This is a genomic window from Halanaerobacter jeridensis, assembly GCF_016908315.1.
In the GTDB taxonomy this organism is placed as follows: Bacteria; Bacillota; Halanaerobiia; order Halobacteroidales; family Halobacteroidaceae; genus Halanaerobacter; species Halanaerobacter jeridensis.
Window position 1 is genome coordinate 98,619 of sequence record NZ_JAFBDQ010000004.1, and the last position, 20,308, is coordinate 118,926.

Annotated in this window: 16 protein-coding genes and 1 other annotated feature; all 16 genes read left to right on the forward strand. The window is 32.5% G+C overall.

Annotation, left to right across the window (positions count from 1 at the left end; translation table 11 throughout):
• The first annotated feature begins 79 nt into the window (after nt 1-79).
• The 16 genes from rph to JOC47_RS04930 all read left to right on the forward strand — a co-directional run bounded on the left by rph (nt 80) and on the right by JOC47_RS04930 (nt 20,297).
• Nucleotides 80-811: a ribonuclease PH gene (gene rph, locus JOC47_RS04855; RefSeq protein ID WP_204701069.1), complete on the forward strand. Its 732-nt coding sequence runs from the start codon at nt 80-82 to the stop codon at nt 809-811.
• A 12-nt stretch (nt 812-823) separates the two neighbouring features.
• Nucleotides 824-1,417, forward strand: coding sequence for an XTP/dITP diphosphatase (locus tag JOC47_RS04860; RefSeq protein WP_204700857.1), 594 nt, complete (start codon nt 824-826; stop codon nt 1,415-1,417).
• Nucleotides 1,417-1,911: a metallophosphoesterase family protein gene (locus tag JOC47_RS04865; RefSeq protein ID WP_204700858.1), complete on the forward strand. Its 495-nt coding sequence runs from the start codon at nt 1,417-1,419 to the stop codon at nt 1,909-1,911. The genes JOC47_RS04860 and JOC47_RS04865 overlap by 1 nt, the downstream gene beginning before the upstream one ends.
• 217 nt (nt 1,912-2,128) lie before the next feature.
• Nucleotides 2,129-3,412 carry a trigger factor gene (gene tig, locus JOC47_RS04870; protein WP_204700859.1) on the forward strand — a complete coding sequence of 428 codons (1,284 nt, stop codon included), beginning with the start codon at nt 2,129-2,131 and terminating at the stop codon, nt 3,410-3,412.
• Between the two features lie 51 nt (nt 3,413-3,463).
• Nucleotides 3,464-4,060 carry an ATP-dependent Clp endopeptidase proteolytic subunit ClpP gene (clpP, locus tag JOC47_RS04875; protein WP_204700860.1) on the forward strand — a complete coding sequence of 199 codons (597 nt, stop codon included), beginning with the start codon at nt 3,464-3,466 and terminating at the stop codon, nt 4,058-4,060.
• A gap of 20 nt (nt 4,061-4,080) precedes the next feature.
• Entirely contained in the window at nt 4,081-5,334 is a 1,254-nt protein-coding gene (gene clpX, locus JOC47_RS04880; RefSeq protein WP_204700861.1) for an ATP-dependent Clp protease ATP-binding subunit ClpX, read from the forward strand.
• A 115-nt stretch (nt 5,335-5,449) separates the two neighbouring features.
• Nucleotides 5,450-7,138: an ATP-dependent protease LonB gene (gene lonB / locus JOC47_RS04885; RefSeq protein ID WP_204700862.1), complete on the forward strand. Its 1,689-nt coding sequence runs from the start codon at nt 5,450-5,452 to the stop codon at nt 7,136-7,138.
• An 85-nt stretch (nt 7,139-7,223) separates the two neighbouring features.
• A complete protein-coding gene (gene lon / locus JOC47_RS04890; protein ID WP_204700863.1) occupies nt 7,224-9,647 on the forward strand; it encodes an endopeptidase La in 2,424 nt (807 codons plus the stop codon).
• A complete protein-coding gene (gene yihA / locus JOC47_RS04895; RefSeq protein WP_204700864.1) occupies nt 9,634-10,218 on the forward strand; it encodes a ribosome biogenesis GTP-binding protein YihA/YsxC in 585 nt (194 codons plus the stop codon). The genes lon and yihA overlap by 14 nt, the downstream gene beginning before the upstream one ends.
• A gap of 69 nt (nt 10,219-10,287) precedes the next feature.
• Nucleotides 10,288-11,190 carry a prenyltransferase gene (locus JOC47_RS04900; protein ID WP_204700865.1) on the forward strand — a complete coding sequence of 301 codons (903 nt, stop codon included), beginning with the start codon at nt 10,288-10,290 and terminating at the stop codon, nt 11,188-11,190.
• 8 nt (nt 11,191-11,198) lie between these two features.
• Entirely contained in the window at nt 11,199-11,804 is a 606-nt protein-coding gene (locus JOC47_RS04905) for a CPBP family intramembrane glutamic endopeptidase (protein ID WP_204700866.1), read from the forward strand.
• Nucleotides 11,805-11,854: 50 nt separating this feature from the next.
• Nucleotides 11,855-12,068, forward strand: a binding site (T-box leader).
• Nucleotides 12,069-12,110: 42 nt separating this feature from the next.
• Nucleotides 12,111-12,692 carry a GNAT family N-acetyltransferase gene (locus tag JOC47_RS04910; protein ID WP_204700867.1) on the forward strand — a complete coding sequence of 194 codons (582 nt, stop codon included), beginning with the start codon at nt 12,111-12,113 and terminating at the stop codon, nt 12,690-12,692.
• Nucleotides 12,693-12,961: 269 nt separating this feature from the next.
• On the forward strand, nt 12,962-15,619 hold the full coding sequence (locus JOC47_RS04915) for a valine--tRNA ligase (protein WP_204700868.1): 2,658 nt from the start codon (nt 12,962-12,964) through the stop codon (nt 15,617-15,619).
• Between the two features lie 172 nt (nt 15,620-15,791).
• The gene (locus JOC47_RS04920) at nt 15,792-16,343 is read left to right on the forward strand and encodes a hypothetical protein (protein WP_204700869.1); all 552 of its coding nucleotides are present in this window, start codon (nt 15,792-15,794) and stop codon (nt 16,341-16,343) included.
• Between the two features lie 62 nt (nt 16,344-16,405).
• Entirely contained in the window at nt 16,406-18,841 is a 2,436-nt protein-coding gene (locus JOC47_RS04925) for a leucine-rich repeat domain-containing protein (protein WP_204700870.1), read from the forward strand.
• The gene (locus JOC47_RS04930) at nt 18,834-20,297 is read left to right on the forward strand and encodes a hypothetical protein (RefSeq protein WP_204700871.1); all 1,464 of its coding nucleotides are present in this window, start codon (nt 18,834-18,836) and stop codon (nt 20,295-20,297) included. The genes JOC47_RS04925 and JOC47_RS04930 overlap by 8 nt, the downstream gene beginning before the upstream one ends.
• Nucleotides 20,298-20,308 lie beyond the last annotated feature (11 nt).

Genomic DNA, 20,308 nt, shown 5'->3' on the forward strand with positions numbered 1-20,308 from the left:
AGAGAGGAGTAGATGCAAAGTGGAACTATCTGTACAAATAAAAGATCACTTAGAAGGTGCAATTAAAGGAGAGGTTAAGATGACAAGAGCAGACGGCAGAAAAGATAATGATCAATTACGAGAAATTAATATTACGCGAGATTTTACTAAATATGCTGAAGGTTCTGTTTTGATAGAAACTGGCGATACAAAAGTTATTTGTAATGCTTCAGTTGAAGATGGAGTGCCGTATTTTTTAAGAGGTAAGAATCAAGGTTGGGTTACAGCTGAATATGCAATGCTACCACGGGCAACAGAAAGCAGAAATGTTCGGGAATCATCAAAGAGAAAATTAAGTAGTCGGACTCAAGAAATCAGAAGGTTGATAGGTCGGTCACTACGATCAATTATTGATTTAGATGTGTTAGGGGAAAAAACAATTTGGATTGATTGTGATGTAATTCAAGCAGATGGTGGGACTAGAACTGCATCTATTACTGGAGCTTTTGTAGCTTTAATTGATGCATTAAATTATATGCTTGATAAAGGATTAATTGATAAAATGCCGATTGATGAATTTGTAGCAGCAGTTAGTGTGGGGATTGTAGAAGAAGACTTATTATTAGATTTATGTTATGACGAAGATTCTAATGCTCAAGTAGATTTGAATTTAGTGATGACTGAAAATGAAGAGATAATTGAAATCCAAGGTACTGGAGAAGAAAGCCCTTTTAGTCAAGAGCAATTAACTGAATTGCTTGAGTTAGGAACTAAAGGGATTAAAGAATTAATTAAGATTCAAAAAGAAGCCTTAGGAGGAAAAGAAACATAAGGGGGATTAGGATTGAAATTATTTATTGCTACTAGTAATTTAAATAAAGTAAGAGAGATGAAAGAAATGTTAGGAGACCTTGATGTTGAAATATTATCTAAAGAAGATGTAGGAGAATTACCAGAAGTAGAAGAGGATAGAGGTAGTTTTGCTGGAAATGCATTAAAAAAGGCTAAAGTTATTCAGCAACAAGTAGGGTTGCCAACTATAGCTGATGATTCAGGGTTAGCAGTTGATGCCTTAGATGGGCGACCTGGTGTTTATTCAGCTCGTTTTGCAGGAAAGAATGCAACTGATAAAGAGAATAATAGAAAATTATTAGGGTTATTGAGTGGTGTAGAAGATAATCGACGTCGAGCTCATTTTGTTTGTATGATGGCTTTTGTTGATGAAGCAGGGTCTGAGGAAATTGTGGAAGGACAATGTCATGGAGAAATTGGGTTTGAACCTCGTGGAGATAATGGATTTGGTTATGATCCATTATTTATTCCTGATGGATATCGAAAAACTTTTGCTCAATTAGATAGTAAAGTAAAAAATAAAATCAGTCATCGCGCTCAAGCACTAGAGAAAATGAAAAAATTATTATTGGATAGGGGTCTATAATGAAATTAGCTGTATTTAGTGATGCTCATAATAATATAAAAGCGATGGAGAAGACTGTTCAGGATTTAGAGGAAGTAGATTATTTGATATATGCTGGTGATGGTTTAGAGCGGGTTTTAAATAGTGTAATAATTAGTGAGAGTGAGTGTGATTTATTAGCAGTGCAAGGTAATTGTGATCATGTGGCTGATTATCCTCGGGAAAGAACAATAGATTTTGGAGGGGTAAGAATATTTTTAGCTCATGGAAAAAGATATCGTATTAAGTGGGGATTGGATAACTTATATTATAAAGCCCGGGAAGTAAAAGCAGATATAGTTATTTTCGGTCATACGCACCGTCGTTTGGCGCAGCAACAAGATGATATTTTATTTTTTAATCCGGGGAGCATTTCTCGCCCTCGAGATAATAAAGCACCTAGTTATGGGTTGTTAGAGATCAAAGGCGATGATATTGATTATAAACATGTTGATTGTTTTAATAATGAAAATTGAAGCATAGCATAGTATAAGATAGATTAATACAGTATATAATATTTAAACAACTGTAATCGTTGATATTAATTTTGACCTATAGTTTCATTTTACTTATACTATTAAATGTTGAATTAGAAATAAAATGCAGTTGATTAAGTGCTAATTATGTGATAAAGTTAAGAATAACCTGTAATAGGAATTCGGTTTTTGTTTTTTAAAAAGGGAGGATGTTAAAATGAAAGTAAATAAAGAAGAAATTGGAGAAAACAAAGTAAAATTAGAGGTAGAAATTGAAGAAGAAAGAGTTGAAGATGCATTAGACGAAGCATACAAAAAGGTAGTTAAAAAAGTAGATATTGATGGATTTAGAAAAGGTAAGGTGCCAAGAACTTTATTAGAAAAGAGATATGGCGAAGAAGTATTACATAAAGATGCTCTTGATATTCTAATTCAACAAGGTTATTATGAAGCAGTTCAAGAGGCAGATATTGAACCAATTGATCAACCAGAGATTACTGATGCTCATATTCAAGGAGGAGAACCTGCTACTTTTACTGCTGAAGTAGAAGTTAAGCCAGATGTTGAATTAGGAAACTATACTGAATTAGAGGTTGAGCCAGAAGAAGTAACAGTAGAAGCTGAAGATATTGAGCAAGAGTTAGAAGCAAAAAGACAAGAGCATGCTCAATTAGTAGGAGTAGATCGTGAAGTTGTTGAAGAAGGTGACTTTGTTACTATAGATTATGAAGGCTATGTAGATGGTGAGACTTTTGAAGGTGGTTCTGCAGAAGATTATAATTTAGAGATTGGTTCTGAAAGTTTTGTACCTGGATTTGAAGAGCAGTTAACTGGAGTTGAAGTAGGTGCAGAAACTACTGTAGAAATTACGTTCCCTGAGAATTATCAATCAGATGATTTAGCAGGCGAGGATGCTGAATTTGAAGTCAAAGTGAAAGATATTAAAAGAAAAGAAGTGCCTGAATTAGATGATGAATTCGCTAAAGATTTAGGTTTTGAAACTTTAGATGAACTAAAATCTGATATTGAAGAAGATTTAGCTGCTGAAGCAGAAGAAAAAGCAGATAGAGCTTATGAAAATCAATTAGTTGAAGCTGCAGTAGAAAATGCAGAAGTTGATGTACCAGAAGTAATGGTTGAAGAAGAAATTGATAATATGTTAGAAGGACAAAAAATGCAGATGCAGCAGCAAGGTTTTGACTTTGATGAATATTTAGAAATGACAGGTATGGATGAAGAAGCATTACGAGATAATTTCCGTGGGCAAGCGGCTGAAAGAACTAAAAGTAATTTAGTACTAGAAGCAATTGCAGAAGAAGAAGGAATTGAAGTAACTGAAGAAGAAATTGATGAAAAAGTAGAAGAAATTGCGAAAAATCAAGGTCAAGATCAAGATCCGGAACAGATTAAAGCATTTTTACAAATGCAAGGTCAGTTAGACCAACTTAAAGATGGATTGCAAATGGAAAAAACTATGGAGTTTTTAAAAGATAATAATTAATGTTTAGAAAAAAGAAAAGCTGGGTATAGATATAATTAGGGAGGCTAAAATATGAATTTAGTGCCTACGGTTGTAGAACAGACAAATAGAGGCGAAAGATCATATGATATTTATTCAAGATTATTAAAAGATAGAATTATTTTCATTGGAAAAGCAATTGATGATGACGTGGCTAATACTGTGATAGCCCAGTTGTTGTTTTTAGAAGCAGATGATCCGGATAAGGATATTTATATATATATCAATAGTCCTGGTGGTTCAGTAACATCTGCCTTGGCTATGTACGATACAATTCAGTATGTTAAGCCAGATGTATCAACTATCTGTATGGGGCTTGGTGCTAGTGCTGCTGCCTTATTGTTAGCAGGGGGTGCAGATGGTAAGCGTTATGCTTTACCTTATGCAAGAGTTATGATTCATCAACCTAAAGGCGGCGCTCAAGGTCAAGCTACAGATATTGAGATACAAGCCCAAGAAATTCTAGAATTAAGAGAAATCTTGAATGATATTCTTGCTGAACACACTGGACAGCCAGTAGAAAAGATTGCTAAAGATGTAGATAGAGACTTCTTTATGTCAGCTGAAGAAGCTCAAGAATATGGTATCATTGATGAGGTTATTTCTCACCAAAACGATATAGAAGAGTAGATTACTAAAGAGGTGATTCGATGTTTAAATTTGGTGACGAGCAGGGTCAATTAAAATGTTCATTTTGTGGTAAAGTTCAAGACCAAGTGCAAAAGTTAGTAGCAGGCCCTGGAGTTTATATTTGTGATGAATGTATTGAATTGTGTAATGAAATTATAGAAGAAGAATTAAATGAAGATTTTGAAGCAGACTTTGAAAATTTGCCTAAGCCTAAAGAAATAAATGACTTTTTGGATGATTATGTTATTGGACAGGATCGTGCTAAAAGAACATTAGCAGTTGCTGTTTATAATCATTATAAAAGAGTTAATTCTGGAATGCAGTTAGATGATGTTGAATTAGAGAAGAGTAATATTTGTATGCTTGGACCGACAGGTAGCGGTAAAACGCTATTAGCTAGAACTCTAGCTAGAATTTTAGATGTACCATTTGCTATAGCGGATGCTACTTCTCTAACCGAAGCAGGATATGTAGGTGAAGATGTAGAGAATATTTTATTAAAATTAATTCAAGCAGCTGATTATGATGTTGAGAAAGCTGAAAAAGGTATTATTTACATTGATGAGATTGATAAAGTAGCTCGCAAGTCAGAAAATCCATCAATCACTCGTGATGTATCTGGCGAGGGTGTTCAGCAAGCTTTATTGAAAATCTTAGAAGGAACTGAAGCAAGTGTACCACCACAAGGGGGAAGAAAACATCCTCATCAAGAGTTTATTCAAATTGATACTACAAATATATTATTTATTTGTGGTGGAGCTTTTGATGGTATGGATAAAGTTATTAAATCTAGAATTGGTAATAAAGTACTTGGGTTTGGAGCTGACATTAAGAGCGAAGAAGAGGAAGAATTAGGAGAAATTTTAAAGCATATTAAATCTCAAGATTTATTACAGTATGGATTAATCCCAGAATTTGTAGGACGAGTTCCGGTTCTAGTTACACTTGATAAATTAGATAAAGATGCTTTAGTAGAAATTTTAACGCAACCACGTAATGCGTTAATTAAGCAGTACGAAAAATTCTTTGAATTAGATAACGTTGATATAGAATTCTCAGAAGGGGCATTAGAAGCTATTGCTGAGAAGACTTTAGAACATGATACTGGAGCACGAGGACTAAGGTCTGTAGTAGAAGAATCTATTTTAGATATTATGTATGATATTCCATCTCATGATGATGTAAGTAAGTGTATTATTAGTCGGGAAGTAATTGAAGATGGAGAAAGTCCAAAGCTGATTAAAGTGGATGAACAGCGAGAAGAAACTGCTTAATCTAAGCAGTTTCTTCTTTGTTTGAAGTCATTTTTTTAGTTAAATATATTTTATTATCATAAAAATTCCCCTTTAGGATATACTAATTAAGAATTTGTTCTAGGGGGGGATTTTAATGACTTCATTATTTAGTATTTTTAGTTTGATTCAATTTTTCTTTGCTGTAGTGATTGGACTTTATTTTTGGAATTTGCTCAGTAAGCAAAGAAGTAGTAAACGAGCTATTAAAAAGGAGTCTAAAAAAGAACTGCAAAAACTACATATGATGAGACAACGTTCTTTAACCAAACCACTATCTGAAAAGCTAAGACCAAAATCTTTTTCAGAAATAGTAGGCCAAGAAAATGGGATTGAAGCTTTACAAGCAGCTTTATGTGGGCCAAATCCACAGCATGTTATTATTTATGGGCCTCCAGGTGTTGGTAAAACTGCTGCAGCTAGATTAGTCTTAGAAGAAGCTAGAAGAAACTATGATTCACCTTTTAATGATAATTCTAGATTTGTTGAATTAGATGCTACAACTGCTCGCTTTGATGAGCGGGGCATTGCTGATCCATTGATTGGTTCAGTACATGATCCAATTTATCAAGTAGCGGGAGCAATGGGTAGCGCTGGAATTCCTCAACCTAAGCCAGGTGCTGTAACTAAAGCTCATGGTGGGATTTTATTTATAGATGAGATAGGTGAATTACATCACATTCAAATGAATAAATTACTTAAAGTATTAGAAGATAGAAAAGTCTTTTTAGAGAGTTCCTATTATCATGCTGATGATAAAAATATTCCGCGTCATATTCATGATATTTTTCAAAATGGTTTACCAGCTGATTTTAGATTAATTGCTGCGACTACTAAACAACCGTCAGATATACCACCAGCAATTAGGTCTCGCTGTTTAGAAATTTTTTTCGAATTGCTTGCTCCTCAAGAGATAGAGAAAATTGCTTTAAATGCGGTAGAAAAGATGAACTTTAAAATTTCTGAGGGAGTGATTGATTTAATTAAACAGTATGCATTTAATGGTCGCCAAGCTGTTAATTTGATGCAGACTGCAAGAGGAATTGCAACTCAGAAAGAGCGAGAAATGATTTTAGAATCTGATGTAGAAAAAGTAATTATGAATGGTCATTATTCATCACGGCCGAGCAATCGATTAACTACTGAACCACAAGTAGGGGTAGTAAATGGTTTAGCGGTTAGAGGGGCTAATATTGGCGTTGTAGATAAGGTTGAAGTAGTAGTTAACAAGGTTGGTGAAGGGTCTGGTCGTTTAAATATTACTGGTGTTGTTGAAGAAGAAGAACATGAGGGGCGTTATAAAAAATTAACTAGAAAGAGTATGGTTAAGTCCTCAGCTGAAAATGTAGTTACTTTATTGCAAAAAGAATTAGATATTAGTTTAAGAAACTATGATATACATATAGACTTTAGTAATGATGCAGTTGTTGATGGCCCATCGGCAGGAATTACAATGGCTGTTGCTCTATATTCAGTTTTAGTAGGGCAGCCAGTTAATAATAAAGTTGCTATGACGGGGAAGATATCAATTAATGGTCAAGTAAGTGCAGTAGGTGGAATTGTTCCTAAAGTTGAAGCAGCTATGAGAGCTGGTGCAGAAAAAATTTTGTTGCCCCAAAAAAATTGGAAAGAAATTTTTAATAGTGATAAATTTTCTAAAATAGAAATAGTAACAATTAATAGTCTACAAGAAGCAGTTGCAGAAACATTGTTAATTGATTCTTTACAGAGGAAAAATTGTGATTTGAATTTGAATTTAGACTCTTTTTCTGTTCCTTCTGTTTAAATTTTTTCTTTTAATGGAGGAATTTGACTAGAATAAAAGAATAACTAATACATATACAGTGTTTTTTAGATTAGGAGGTGGGAACATGGTTGATAACAATCAAGAAATTATTATTGAAACAGGAGAAGAAACTGAAAAAATAAGTCGTGGTAGTGGGGATACTCCACAAATTGTAAATAGTGATAGTATACCTTTGTTAGCATTAAGAGGAGTAGTAGTTTTCCCTAATATGATGCTACCACTATTAGTTGGAAGAGATAAATCTGTAGAAGCATTAGAAGAAGCTATGGTTAATAATAAAGAGATTTTATTAGCTGCCCAAAAAGATGAAGAAATTGAAGATCCGGAAATTGATGATATATATCGGATGGGTACTATTGCTAAAGTTAAACAGTTAATGAGATTACCTGATGGTACTATTAAAATTTTAGTAGAAGGGCTAAAACGAGCTCGAGTTAGTAAATTTGAGCAAGTAGAACCTTATTTTGAAGTTAAATTTGATATTGTAGAAGATGAAGAGTTAGAAGAGGACGATAGAGAAGTTGAAGCTCTGATGAGAACTGTAGAAAATAAGTTCGAAGATTATGTTAAGTTGAAAGAGAAAATCCCATCAGAGGTAATGCTGACGATTAATAATATTGAAGATCCAGGTAGATTAGTTGATGTGATTGCGTCACATATGTCAGTTAAGATCAAGCAACAACAGCAAATTTTAGAAGCTGTTTCGTACCGTAAAAGATTAGAAACTTTATATGGTATTTTAGAAGAAGAATTAGAAATTTTAGAAGTTAAAGATAAGATTAATAGTGAAGTAAAAAAACAGGTTGAAAAGAGACAGAAAGAATATTATTTAAAAGAGCAGATGAAAGCCATTAAGAAAGAGTTAGGTGAAGAAGGTGGTGGAGGTAGTGAAGCTGAAGAATATAGAGAAAAAATTGAAGAAGCTGAACTGCCAGAAGAAGTAGAAGAAAAAGCTTTAGAAGAAGTAGAAAAACTAAAGAAAATGCCTCCGCGGGCAAATGAAGCTGTTGTAGTTAGAAACTATTTGGATACCATTTTAGACTTACCATGGAACACATATAGTGAAGATAAATTGGTACTTGATAATGTTGAAGATAAATTGAATGAGGATCATTATGGACTAGAAGATGTGAAAGAAAGAATTTTAGAGTATTTAGCTGTGCGTAAGATAAGTAATAAAATGAAAACTCCAATTTTATGCTTGATTGGTCCACCTGGTGTAGGTAAGACTTCTTTAGGACGTTCTATTGCTGAAGCTTTAGATAGAGAATTTGTCCGTTTGTCTTTAGGTGGGCTTCGTGATGAAGCTGAAATTAGAGGTCATAGAAGAACTTATGTAGGAGCTAGACCAGGACGAATTATTAATGCGATTAAAGATGCTGGGACTAAAAACCCTGTTTTCTTGCTTGATGAAGTTGATAAGATTAAAAGTGACTTTAGAGGAGATCCAGCAGCTGCATTATTAGAAGTGTTGGATCCTGAGCAAAATGATGAATTTAGTGATCATTATTTAGAAGTTCCGTTTGATTTATCAGATGTCATGTTTATCACTACTGCTAATGTAGCAGATACTATTCCGCGGCCTTTATTAGACCGGATGGAAACAATTAATATCTCTGGTTATACAGAGAATGAAAAAGTTAAAATAGCTGAAAATCATTTACTACCTGATTTATATGATAATCATGGTTTAGAAGATAAACTAAATATCTCTAGTAATGCTTTAAAAGATGTAATTAGAAATTATACTAGAGAAGCAGGAGTAAGAAATTTAGAACGGACATTAGCTAAAATCTGTCGTAAGGCAGCTAAGAAAGTCGTTGATGGTAAAGAAAGACCAACAAGAGTTGATGTGCGAAATCTGAAAAAATACTTAGGAATTCCTAAATATAAATATGGTAAGATTGAAGAGGAAAGCAGAGTAGGAGTAGTTACAGGTTTAGCTTATACTAGTACAGGTGGAGATATTCTTAATATTGAGGTTTCTGTAGTACCAGGCGAAGGAAAATTAACTTTAACTGGTAAGTTAGGCGATGTAATGAAAGAATCTGCTCAAGCAGCATTGAGTTATGTACGGACAAAAGAAGATGAGTTTGACTTTATTGATAACTTCCATGAAGATTATGATATTCATGTTCATGTACCACAGGGAGCAATTCCAAAAGATGGACCATCAGCAGGAATTACTTTAGCTACTGCTTTAGTTTCTGCTTTAGCTAATCAGCCGGTTTCAGGAACAATCGCTATGACTGGTGAGGTGACTTTAAGAGGTCGAGTGCTACCTGTAGGTGGTATTAAGAGTAAAGTGTTAGCAGCTCATCGTTCTGGAATTAAGAAGATTATCCTGTGCAAAGAAAATAAGAAGAACTTAGAGAAGGTACCTGATGAAATTAAAAATGATTTAGAATTTGTATTTGTGGAAGAGATGGATGAAGTATTAGATACAGTATTTAGCGAGGAGGAAGAAGAAGAAAATGAAGATCAATAATCCGCAGTATACTTGTAGTGCTACTAAACCAAAAGATTATCCTCGTCATATGCTGCCGGAGATTGCTTTAGCAGGTCGCTCTAATGTAGGAAAGTCTTCGTTGATTAATAGGTTGGTTAATCATAAAAAACTAGCTCGAACAAGTTCTAAACCAGGAAAGACCCAAAGTATTAACTTTTATCAAATGGATCGTAAGTTTTATTTTGTTGATTTACCTGGTTATGGATTTGCTAAAGTGCCTGACCATGTTAAAGATGAATGGGGCACAATGATTGAAACTTATTTATTCAACCGACGTAATTTAGAGGGCGTAATTTTATTGGTTGATGCTCGTCATAAACCAACTAATGATGATCAAATGATGTATGATTGGTTACTTGAAATGAAAGTTCCTACTTTAGTGGTGGCTACTAAATTTGATAAGGTGAAAAAAAGTAAACGTCAAAAACAAGAGAAATTAATTAAAGAAACATTAGAATTAACTGATTTTACTAAATTCACTTTCTTTTCTGCTGAAACTGGGGATGGAAAGAAAGAAGTATTTAAATTTATTAATCAATTTATAGATTAATGCTAGTTAAGGGTAGTAGATGTTAAAACATCTACTGGCCTTATTTTTTTTAGGGCGAGGAGGAAAAAAATGGATAGGATAAAAGTTTGGATTACTGCTTTTAGACCCTTTTCTTTTACGGCTACTATAATCCCAGTGTTGTTAGGTACAGTATTAGCAGTTGTTGATTTAGGTAGAGTTAATTACTATTCATTTTTAGTAGTTTTAATTGGTGTTTTACTCTTGCATAGTGGTACAAATTTAATTAATGACTATTATGATTATCGTAATGGAGTAGATAGTAAAGAATATCCAGGGGGGAGCGGATTTGTACCAGGAGATATTATCTTAGCTTATCAATTGCGTGTTGCAGCATTAATTTGTTTTAGCTTATCATTTTTGTTGGCGCTATATTTGATTTATCAGCAGGGATTAGTTATTGCTCTTATATTTGGAATAGGGATAGCAGGTGGCTATTTTTATACTGCTGGGCCAATTAATTATAAGTACTATGCTTTAGGAGTGCCGGGAGTTTTTATTTTGCTAGGACCAATTTTAGTAGGTATTAGTTACTATGTTCAGACTGCTAGTTATAATAATCGAGTTTTTTTAGTCTCGCTACCAGTGGCGTTATTAGTGAGTGCTATATTACATAGCAATGATTTAAGGGATATGGAACATGATTCTGAAGTAGGAATTAATACTTTAGCTAATATTTTAGATCGTAAATTGGCGGGCCAACTTTATTTTTGGCTTTTGGGTTTGGCTTATTTTTTAATTTGTTATTTGATTTTAAGAGGTGTATTGCCCTTGTGGGCTTTAATTACTTTAATTACAGTTCCTCAAGCAGCAGAGAATGTAGCAATTATTATTTTTTCTCAGGAAAATAGGCGAAGTAAAGTTGAAGAACTGGAAAGAAAAACTGCAAATTTGCATTTTAAATTTGGTTTATTATTGGTATTATCTTTATTGAGTTCTAATTTATTAAGTTAGGAGTTATTATGGATAAAAAATCATTTTTATTGGTAATTGCAATAGTAGTTAATTTGTTGTGGTATTTTGTTTTTAATAGTAGTTTGTTTAACTTTTGGCTGCGCTTAGTGGTAGCTATAGTAGTGTTAAATGTAATAGCTTTTAGTTATCAAAGTTATAATTTTAGTTTTGAATTATCTGATATTACTTGGGGCTTTATTTCAGCAGTGGTTTTGTATTTGATTTTTGTACTGGGGAGAGAGCTTAGTGAAGTATTGTTTGCAGGAAGTCGAGCTCAGATAATGAGTGTTTATGTGTTAAAAGCGGAAAGTAATTTGCTGGTGATTAGTGGTGTATTATTAGTAGTAGGAGCAGGAGAAGAACTGTTTTGGCGTGGGTTTTGGCAGCAGAATTTGGTACATGAATTTGGCCCTGTAGTAGGGTTTATACTTGCTAGCCTTAGTTATGGATTAGTTCATTTATGGACTGGAAATTTTATATTAGTATTGGCTGCTTTAACTGCAGGCTTATTTTGGGGTTATCTCTTTTTAAAGACTAAATCAATAACTATGGTTGTTATCTCTCATATTGTGTGGGATATACTAATATTTGTAGTAGTTCCTTTAAATTTTTAATTGACAAGCTGGATAATAAATTATATTATTATAAATAGAATATAATAATGATAAAAGCAATGATAGAGAGAAGTAAATTAATCTCTTCTACTTAAGAGAGGTTTACCCAATGGCTGAGAGGTGACTGTAGAATATTAATTGAAGTAGCTCTGGAGCTGTCAAACTGAAATGGAATTAGGTTTGATCGGTACTGACCGTTAACAGTTGAGCGCCGATAGGAATTAAGGTGGCACCGCGAAAGTCAACTGCTCTTTCGTCCTTAAACAGGGATGAAAGGGTTTTTTTAATTTAATGGTAGGTGACAATATGCTTAGAGATAAGGTTTTTGCAGAGTTCCCGGAATTGGAAACAGAGCGGCTGAGGTTGAGAAAATTAAAGTTAAGTGATGCTGAGGAATTGTTTAAAGTTTTTTCTAATCCTAAAGTGATGAAATATTATAACTTGTACCCTTTTGATTCTTTGGCCCAGGCTAAAGAATTAATTAGGAATTATTCAGATGGATTTGAAGAACAAAGAGTGTTGCGCTGGGGATTAGAACACAAAGAAAAGGAAAAAATAATTGGTAGTTGTGGGATTTATGATTGGAGAGAACACTTCTGCCGAGCAACAGTTGGTTATGAATTAGGGACTAAATATTGGGAACAAGGCTTTATGAGTGAAACTTTGACAGAGATTATCCGCTTTGGATTTAGACGGATGAGATTAAACCGGATTCAGGCTTTAGTAGAACCACCGAATGAGGCTTCGCGGCAGTTATTGACTAGCATGGGTTTTAAAGAAGAAGGTTTACTGCGCAATTACATGTTTTATAAAGGTGAATATAAAGATTTAATAATGTATTCGTTACTAAGGAAGGATTTTGTTTTAAAGTGTAGCTGGCAGGATTGAGATAAAATCATTTTTTATCAGACGTCATTAAGAGACATTATCAAACTAGATTTGAAGTCGTTGCGAAATTATTTTATCTCAATCCAAAGTAGTCTTACTTTAAGTGTGGGGGCAGTGATTGTTTTAGCAAGGCAGACTTATCTTAATAGTGGAGGTAGTGACTGTACTATTTTGCAATTTTTTGGCTTTTGATTGTGCTTTTTGGTTTTGAATTTAACTGCTTAACTGTCTTACTGTTTAACTATATTATGTAAGGGGGAATATAAAAAATGAGTCAAGAAAATTTATCAACAACTTATAATCCAGATCAGGTTGAGAAAAAATGGTATGAGCATTGGGAAGAACAGAATTATTTTCATCCCGAGGTAGATGAAGACAAAGAGTCATTTACTATTATGATGCCTCCACCGAATGTAACGGGGGAATTACATATTGGTCATGCTTTGACTATGACTTTTCAAGATATTTTAACGCGTTGGAAAAGAATGCAGGGGTATCAGGCATTATGGTTGCCAGGTACTGATCATGCTAGTATTGCTACAGAAGTTAAAGTAGTTAATAAAATGAGAGAAGAAGAAGGCGTTAGTAAAGAAGATGTTGGGCGTGATGGATTTTTAGACCGTGCTTGGGATTGGAAAGAAGAGTATGGTAATACAATTACTAATCAGTTAACCAAATTAGGTGTTTCTTGTGATTGGGAACGCGAGAGCTTTACTATGGATGAAGATCTTAATAAAGCAGTGCGAGAAGCATTTGTACAGTTATATGATAAAGAATTGATTTATCAAGGTGACTATATTATTAATTGGTGTCCTGACTGTCATACTACTTTATCTGATATTGAAGTAGAGCATGAAGATAAAGAAGGAAAACTTTATCATATTCGCTATAATTTCAAAGATAAAGATGATTATATTGAAGTTGCTACAACTCGTCCTGAAACAATGCTGGGAGATACTGCTATAGCAGTTGATCCTGATGATGAACGTTATCAAGATTTGATTGGTGAAGAAGTAGTTGTACCAATAGTAAATAGAACAATTAAGATTATTGCAGATGAATATGTTGATTCTGAATTTGGAACAGGAATGGTGAAGGTAACACCTGCTCATGATCCAAATGACTTTGAAATGGGCGAAAGAAATGACTTAGAAGTTATTAAAGTAATTAATGATGATGCACAGATGACAGAAGCTGCTGGGAAATATGAAGGCATGGATCGTTATGAATGTCGGACACAATTAGTTGATGATTTAAAATCTGCAGGATTGATTGAAAAGATAGAAGAACATGAACATTCTGTGGGCCAATGTTACCGCTGTGATACAGTAGTTGAACCATTAGTTTCTAAGCAGTGGTTTGTGGCAATGGATGACTTAGCAGAACCTGCTATTGAAGCTGTTAAAAATGACGATATTAACTTTATTCCTGATCGCTTTGATAAAGTATACTTTAATTGGATGGAAAACATCCGTGATTGGTGTATTTCTCGTCAGTTGTGGTGGGGACATCAGATTCCAGTCTGGTACTGTAAAGACTGTGATGAAGTAATTGTGCAGACTGAAGATCCAGATGAATGTCCTGCCTGTGGTAGTACTAACTTGAAGCAAGATGAAGATGTATTAGATACTTGGTTTAGTTCTGGATTGTGGCCGTTTTCTACTTTAGGTTGGCCTGATGGAAATGGGGAATTAGACTTTTTCTATCCGACTGATGTACTAGTTACTGGAAGAGATATTATCTTCTTCTGGGTAGCACGAATGATCTTTATGGGATTAGAGTTTACAGATGAAGAACCATTTGAAGATATTTATATTCACGGCTTAGTTCGTGACTCTCAAGGGCGAAAAATGAGTAAATCATTAGGTAATGGTGTTGACCCAATTGAAGTAATTGATCAATTTGGTGCGGACACATTACGCTTTACTTTAATTACTGGTAATACGCCTGGTAATGATATTAGATATCGAGAAGAACGAGTTGAAGCAAGCCGTAATTTTGCTAATAAATTGTGGAATGCATCGCGTTTTGCTTTGATGAACTTGGAAGACTTTGATATAGATGAAATTGACTTTGGCAGCTTAAAATATACTTTAGCCGACCAATGGATGTTAAGTAGATTAAATAAGAAGATCAAACAAATTACTGACTTATTAGAAGATTATCAGTTTGGGCAAGTTTCACAAGAACTATATGACTTTGTGTGGAATGAATTCTGTGATTGGTATATTGAATTAATTAAGCCGAGATTATACCAAGATGAAGACAAAGCTGCTTATCAAACTGCTCAGTATGTAGCTTGGTATACGTTAAATAGTATTTTGAAGTTATTACATCCAGTGATGCCGTTTATCACGGAGGAAATTTGGGAACATTTACCTGGTGTAGAAGGTAGTATTATGGTTGCACAGTGGCCGGAACCAGATAGTATTTCTATTAATGACAAAGCTGAAAAGAAGATGGAACTTGTCATGGATGTGATTAGAAGCATCAGAAATATCAGAAATGAAATGAAAGTTAATCCTGGCAAAGAAATCACTGCAATTTTAACGTCTGATGTATCGGAAAAGCTAGAGATTTTGGAAGAAGGGCAGGATTATATTGCTGATTTAGCTAATGTAGAGGACTTAACAATTACTGAAGAGTTAGAAGAAGAGCCTGATAAAGCTTCAACTGCGATTACAAGTGAAGTAAAGGTAATTCTTCCTTTAGCTGATTTAGTGAATATTGAGAAAGAAATTGAGCGTTTAGAAGATGAGATTGAAGAAATGGAATTTGAAATCAATCGTGCTGAAGGTAAATTAGCGAATGAAGGTTTTGTCAATAATGCACCGGATCACTTAGTTGAAGAAGAACGAGAAAAGAAAGAAGAATATACGAAAAAGAAAGAGCAGTTAGAAGAAAAATTAGCTGAATTAAAAGAATAAAGTAAAAAATAATAAATATTTAGTTAGACAGTCCTCTCTTAATAGGGGGCTGTTTTTTTATACCTTAATTACAATATTATACTTTTTTTGAAATTATAGTATATAAATATTATAATGAAATAAAGCTAAGTTTTAAAGAGATAAAAGGTCAAAGTATTTTGGAGGGCTAAAAATGAAAAAAATTTGTATAAGTGGTTTTTTGTTAGTTTTAATAGTTTTTTTAGTTAGTTGTGGTGTATCTGCTAATGTATTTAACTGGAAATATTACGAAACTGATAATTTTGTTGTTTTCTACCAAGAGAAATACGATTGGAAAGCTAAAGAGGCATCATCTTATTCTGGGAGTGCAGAGCCGAGAGAATGTAAAATAACTATTTATACAGATAGACCTTCTACTATGCTAGCATTGGGGAATTATCAAAATCATTTTCAAGAAATAAGCGTGCATGAATTTACTCATTTAACCCATTTAACTAATACTTCAGGACTCAGCTCTAAAATCACTTCTGTTTTAGGTAATACTTTTGCGCCTAATAACCATTCACCTACGTGGATAATTGAAGGGATTACTACTAATGAATCGGAGACAGCTGCTTATGAAGGGAGATTAAATCAGGGATATTATGATGCAGTAGTAGCAAGTAAAGCTAGTAGTGGAGAATTCCCATCAATCTTGGGGGCGGGATATAATCATGGTCATTTTCCTGGAAGAGGTTTATCTTGAATTTAAGACAGATGCTATTTTGCCTGGACTTTAAATCTATTTTATCTAGGGGGAGAGATGATTTGATTAATAAAAAGCAGATTATAATATTTATAGTTTTATTAATAGTTGCTATTTCAAGTTTAGTGTTGATAAAGCATCATTCAAAGAATGTAGAGAAAAGTTTATTAGATGAGAAAATAAAATTAAAAAGCATGATGAATTTAGAAAGAATTCCTATAAAAAATTTTGTTATGGCAGAAGATGATAATATATATACAGCTGAAATAAAAAATCAAAATTTAAATTTAAGTATTTATTCATTAGAGAATAATAATGTTCAAAGTGCTACTATTAATTTGCCACAAGATTTAAATTCTGCTGAAACGCTGATAGAAGTTAGCAAAGGTAATGTTTTTATATTTAATAAGGAAAAGTATTCAGTCTTAGTAGTAGATGATAATAAAGATATACAGTTAATAGAGTTAGAAAACAAAGAAATTATTGTAAATGATGAAACTAAAAATATCGATCTAGTAATATTAGATAATTATCTTTATTTATTTAATGAGTCTAAACAAAAAATTTATTGCTATAATATGCAAGGGCAGCTAATTAATCAAGCTAAGGTGCCAACTGGAAGAGAGGTCTTAAAATCTAATAACAACTTATATGTTTTAACTGCTAAGGAGTTAATTAAATTCAATTCAGATTTAAATAAGCTAGAATTTCAATCAATTAATAAAGAAAAAATGACAGGCTATTTACAATATGCAATTTGTCAAGATTTATTAATAGCTCTTAACGAGAAAGAGTTAATGATTACAGATTTTAATAAATATTATAGGATTCCTGTGTCAGGTAAGTTGGGAAAAGGATTAGAAGATTTAGTTATTGGTGATTTAGATAGAGAGAAGTTGCAGTTGTTAAATTGTGATGATGAATTAGGGTTAGTAAATAGAAATAATAATCGAATTTATCAATTTGCAGTTGATAAATTAAATAAGTCATCATCGTTAATTAAAGATCCTAGATTAGAAAAAGAAGTTAGAGAAAAAATAGGAAAGGGACAAGGTAAAATAAAACCAGCTGATGTAGAAAATATTAAGCAATTAGACCTTGATGTTTCAGACTTGGTTAGTATAAAAGGGCTAGAACATTTTATTTCTTTAAAAATTCTAAATATACATTATGCACATTCGTTAGAAACCATAATGCCATTACGGGAATTACATAATTTGCGTGAGCTTTATCTTCCCTTTAGTAATATCCAAAAATTGCATCCTTTAGCAAAATTAAAGCAGTTAGAAGTGCTTGATTTAAAAAGAAATTATCCAGATGACTTAGAACCATTAAGTGAATTATCTAATTTAAAAGATCTTGATTTGAATGCTAATAATATTAAAAGTATAGATTGTTTAAAAAACTTGAGTCAATTAGAAAGGCTTGATTTAAGTCAAAATCAAGTTAAAAATATAGAAGCATTGGGAAAGTTAAAAGAGTTACAACAGCTTAACTTATGTGGCAATAAAATAGAAGATATTTCTTCTTTAAGTAAATTAACTAGATTACAAGAACTTCAATTACAAGGTAATGAAATAAAAGATATAACCCCATTAAAAGATTTAAAACAATTAAATAAGCTTATCATATCTCGAACTTCAATTGAAAATATAACTCCGTTGAAGAACTTAACTAATTTAAAAATTCTGTATTTGCCTGAAATAAAGAGCAAATATTTAAAGGTATTATCTAATTTAAAATCGTTAGAAAAATTAAAACTTGAGGTAAATAGTATAATGAAGTCAACATATTTAGCTAACTTAAAGCAGCTAGAAAAATTAAATATTAAAGTAAAGGAGACAGCAAATTTAGATCAGTTAGAGAATTTAAAACAGTTAGAAGAATTGAGGATTCATAGTAATGAAAGGATAGAAAACATAGATGCAATAGCTGATTTAGAACAATTGAAAACTTTAAGTCTGTCTGGTGGTATAGATAATATCAGACCTATTTCTAATTTGAAAAGATTAACTTATTTTGCGGCTGATAGAAGTGGAGTTAAAGATATAAGTCCTTTAGCTAACTTGAAAAGTTTAGAGAAAGTTAGTTTAGAAGGCAATTATGTTGATAATATTACTCTGTTATCTAATCTAAACAATTTAAATAATCTGAATTTATCGAGAAATAGAATAAGAGAAATAAAGTCTTTAAAAAAATTAAGCAGATTAGAAACTTTAGATTTAAGTAGTAACAAAATTGAAACTTTACCCCACAATTTAAGATTAGAAAATTTAATGCAACTTAATTTATTTGATAATAAATTAAAAGATATCAAACCTTTATTACAACTACCTAATTTAGAAAAAGTAGAGCTGAGAGAAAATCCATTGGAGTTAAGTAAGGGTAGTGAAGCTTATAAAGTTATTAAAAAATTAGAACAAAAAGGAGTTATAGTTTTTTACGACCGCAATGTGTATAATGAAAGAAATTGGGAGGAGTATGAGGAAAATGAATAATTATAAATTAGCTATTATATTACTTATGATTTCAATATTAAGTTTTCTTGGAACTAGAGCAGCAATTAAAAATAGAAAAGAAATAGACTCTTTTTTTGGTAACCTACCTAAAATTGCAGAAGAAGTTCAATTAGATTTAAAGGGAAAATTTAGTAGACCGTCTTCTGGAGTTGAAGTGGGAAAAGATATTAAGTTGATTAGAAAATTAAATTTTAATCCAGGACTTAAGTTAGACTATGATGAATGGTTTGGATTATCTGAGATTGCAGATAATAAAATTTATGTGCCATATATGAAAGTAGAAACAGAGGAATTGATTATTAATGTATTTAGAGCTAGTGATGGAGAATTCAAAGAAAAAATCATCTATGATATAGAAGGAATAGGAGGTTATCCCTTAATAAAAGTTATTAAAGATAGAATATATTTAGTTAATCATAGCCGAAAATCTATAGAAATTTTAAATTTATCTGGGAAACATAAAAAAAGGATTTCATTGTCTGGCGGACATCGTAAAGGCAGTTCATTATCTAGTACTAGAACTCCTTTTGATTGGGTTCCGCTGTATAGTAGTAATGACCATATATATTTGTTAAATATTTTTGGTAGGGATCGCAAGTTGCAGAAGTATGACTTTAGAGGAGATATATTAAAAGAAGTAGAACTAGATGGTAAATATTGGGAGGAGGTTACATCGGCTGAAAAATTATTATTTTATAAAGGTGACTTATATTTTATCTTTAATGAATGGATGAATATTGTGAACCAAGATTTAGAAGGATTAGGTAGCTATAAATTGAGTGGAGATGATTTTGGATTAAAAAATACTGGTTATAATGGTTACTTTACTGACTATGTTTTTTATAGAAATAGATTTATATACTTAGGTAGTAATTACTTAGTTATTTCTGATTTAGCAGGGGATTATAAACGGATCCCGATTAGCAGTTTAATTGGAGGAAGTTTAGAAGGGCTACTGCAGACAAAAATTAACCGTTATGATTTAGAGTTAAGGAGTAATAATGATAGATTGTTTTTACTAGATGAGAGTCAGAATCTAGTGTATGAATTGGAGATTAATGAAAATATTTGTCCCCCCGTCAATAGTAAAAATTGGGATCGCAGTAATGCTTTATTCCCTGATATTGTTTTGGAGCATGCAATAAGAAGGCGCATAAATAAACCAAAAGGTGAACTAAGCAACGAGGATATAAAAAGTATAGAGAGGTTGTCAATTAGGAATCAAGGAATTCAAAATTTACAGGGGCTGAAAAAATTGAAAAATTTGCGGGTGTTGAGATTACCTGATAATCAAGAAGATATAAGTCTGTTATTAGAATTACCAAATTTAGAAAAAGTTTATTTGGATGAAGATGCACTAGATTTTTCTTTAGGGAGTATAGATTATAAAGTAATTAAAAAATTACAATCTCAAGGAGTGGAGATCCACTTATAAGAATTATAGAA

Coding starts and splice junctions, on each gene's coding strand:
- clpX (WP_204700861.1), top strand. CDS start 4,081: ATGTTTAAATTTGGTGACGAGCAGGGTCAATTAAAATGTTCATTTTGT.
- JOC47_RS04920 (WP_204700869.1), top strand. CDS start 15,792: ATGAAAAAAATTTGTATAAGTGGTTTTTTGTTAGTTTTAATAGTTTTT.
- lonB (WP_204700862.1), top strand. CDS start 5,450: ATGACTTCATTATTTAGTATTTTTAGTTTGATTCAATTTTTCTTTGCT.
- JOC47_RS04905 (WP_204700866.1), top strand. CDS start 11,199: ATGGATAAAAAATCATTTTTATTGGTAATTGCAATAGTAGTTAATTTG.
- tig (WP_204700859.1), top strand. CDS start 2,129: ATGAAAGTAAATAAAGAAGAAATTGGAGAAAACAAAGTAAAATTAGAG.
- rph (WP_204701069.1), top strand. CDS start 80: ATGACAAGAGCAGACGGCAGAAAAGATAATGATCAATTACGAGAAATT.
- JOC47_RS04930 (WP_204700871.1), top strand. CDS start 18,834: ATGAATAATTATAAATTAGCTATTATATTACTTATGATTTCAATATTA.
- JOC47_RS04910 (WP_204700867.1), top strand. CDS start 12,111: ATGCTTAGAGATAAGGTTTTTGCAGAGTTCCCGGAATTGGAAACAGAG.
- JOC47_RS04900 (WP_204700865.1), top strand. CDS start 10,288: ATGGATAGGATAAAAGTTTGGATTACTGCTTTTAGACCCTTTTCTTTT.
- JOC47_RS04865 (WP_204700858.1), top strand. CDS start 1,417: ATGAAATTAGCTGTATTTAGTGATGCTCATAATAATATAAAAGCGATG.
- lon (WP_204700863.1), top strand. CDS start 7,224: ATGGTTGATAACAATCAAGAAATTATTATTGAAACAGGAGAAGAAACT.
- clpP (WP_204700860.1), top strand. CDS start 3,464: ATGAATTTAGTGCCTACGGTTGTAGAACAGACAAATAGAGGCGAAAGA.
- JOC47_RS04915 (WP_204700868.1), top strand. CDS start 12,962: ATGAGTCAAGAAAATTTATCAACAACTTATAATCCAGATCAGGTTGAG.
- yihA (WP_204700864.1), top strand. CDS start 9,634: ATGAAGATCAATAATCCGCAGTATACTTGTAGTGCTACTAAACCAAAA.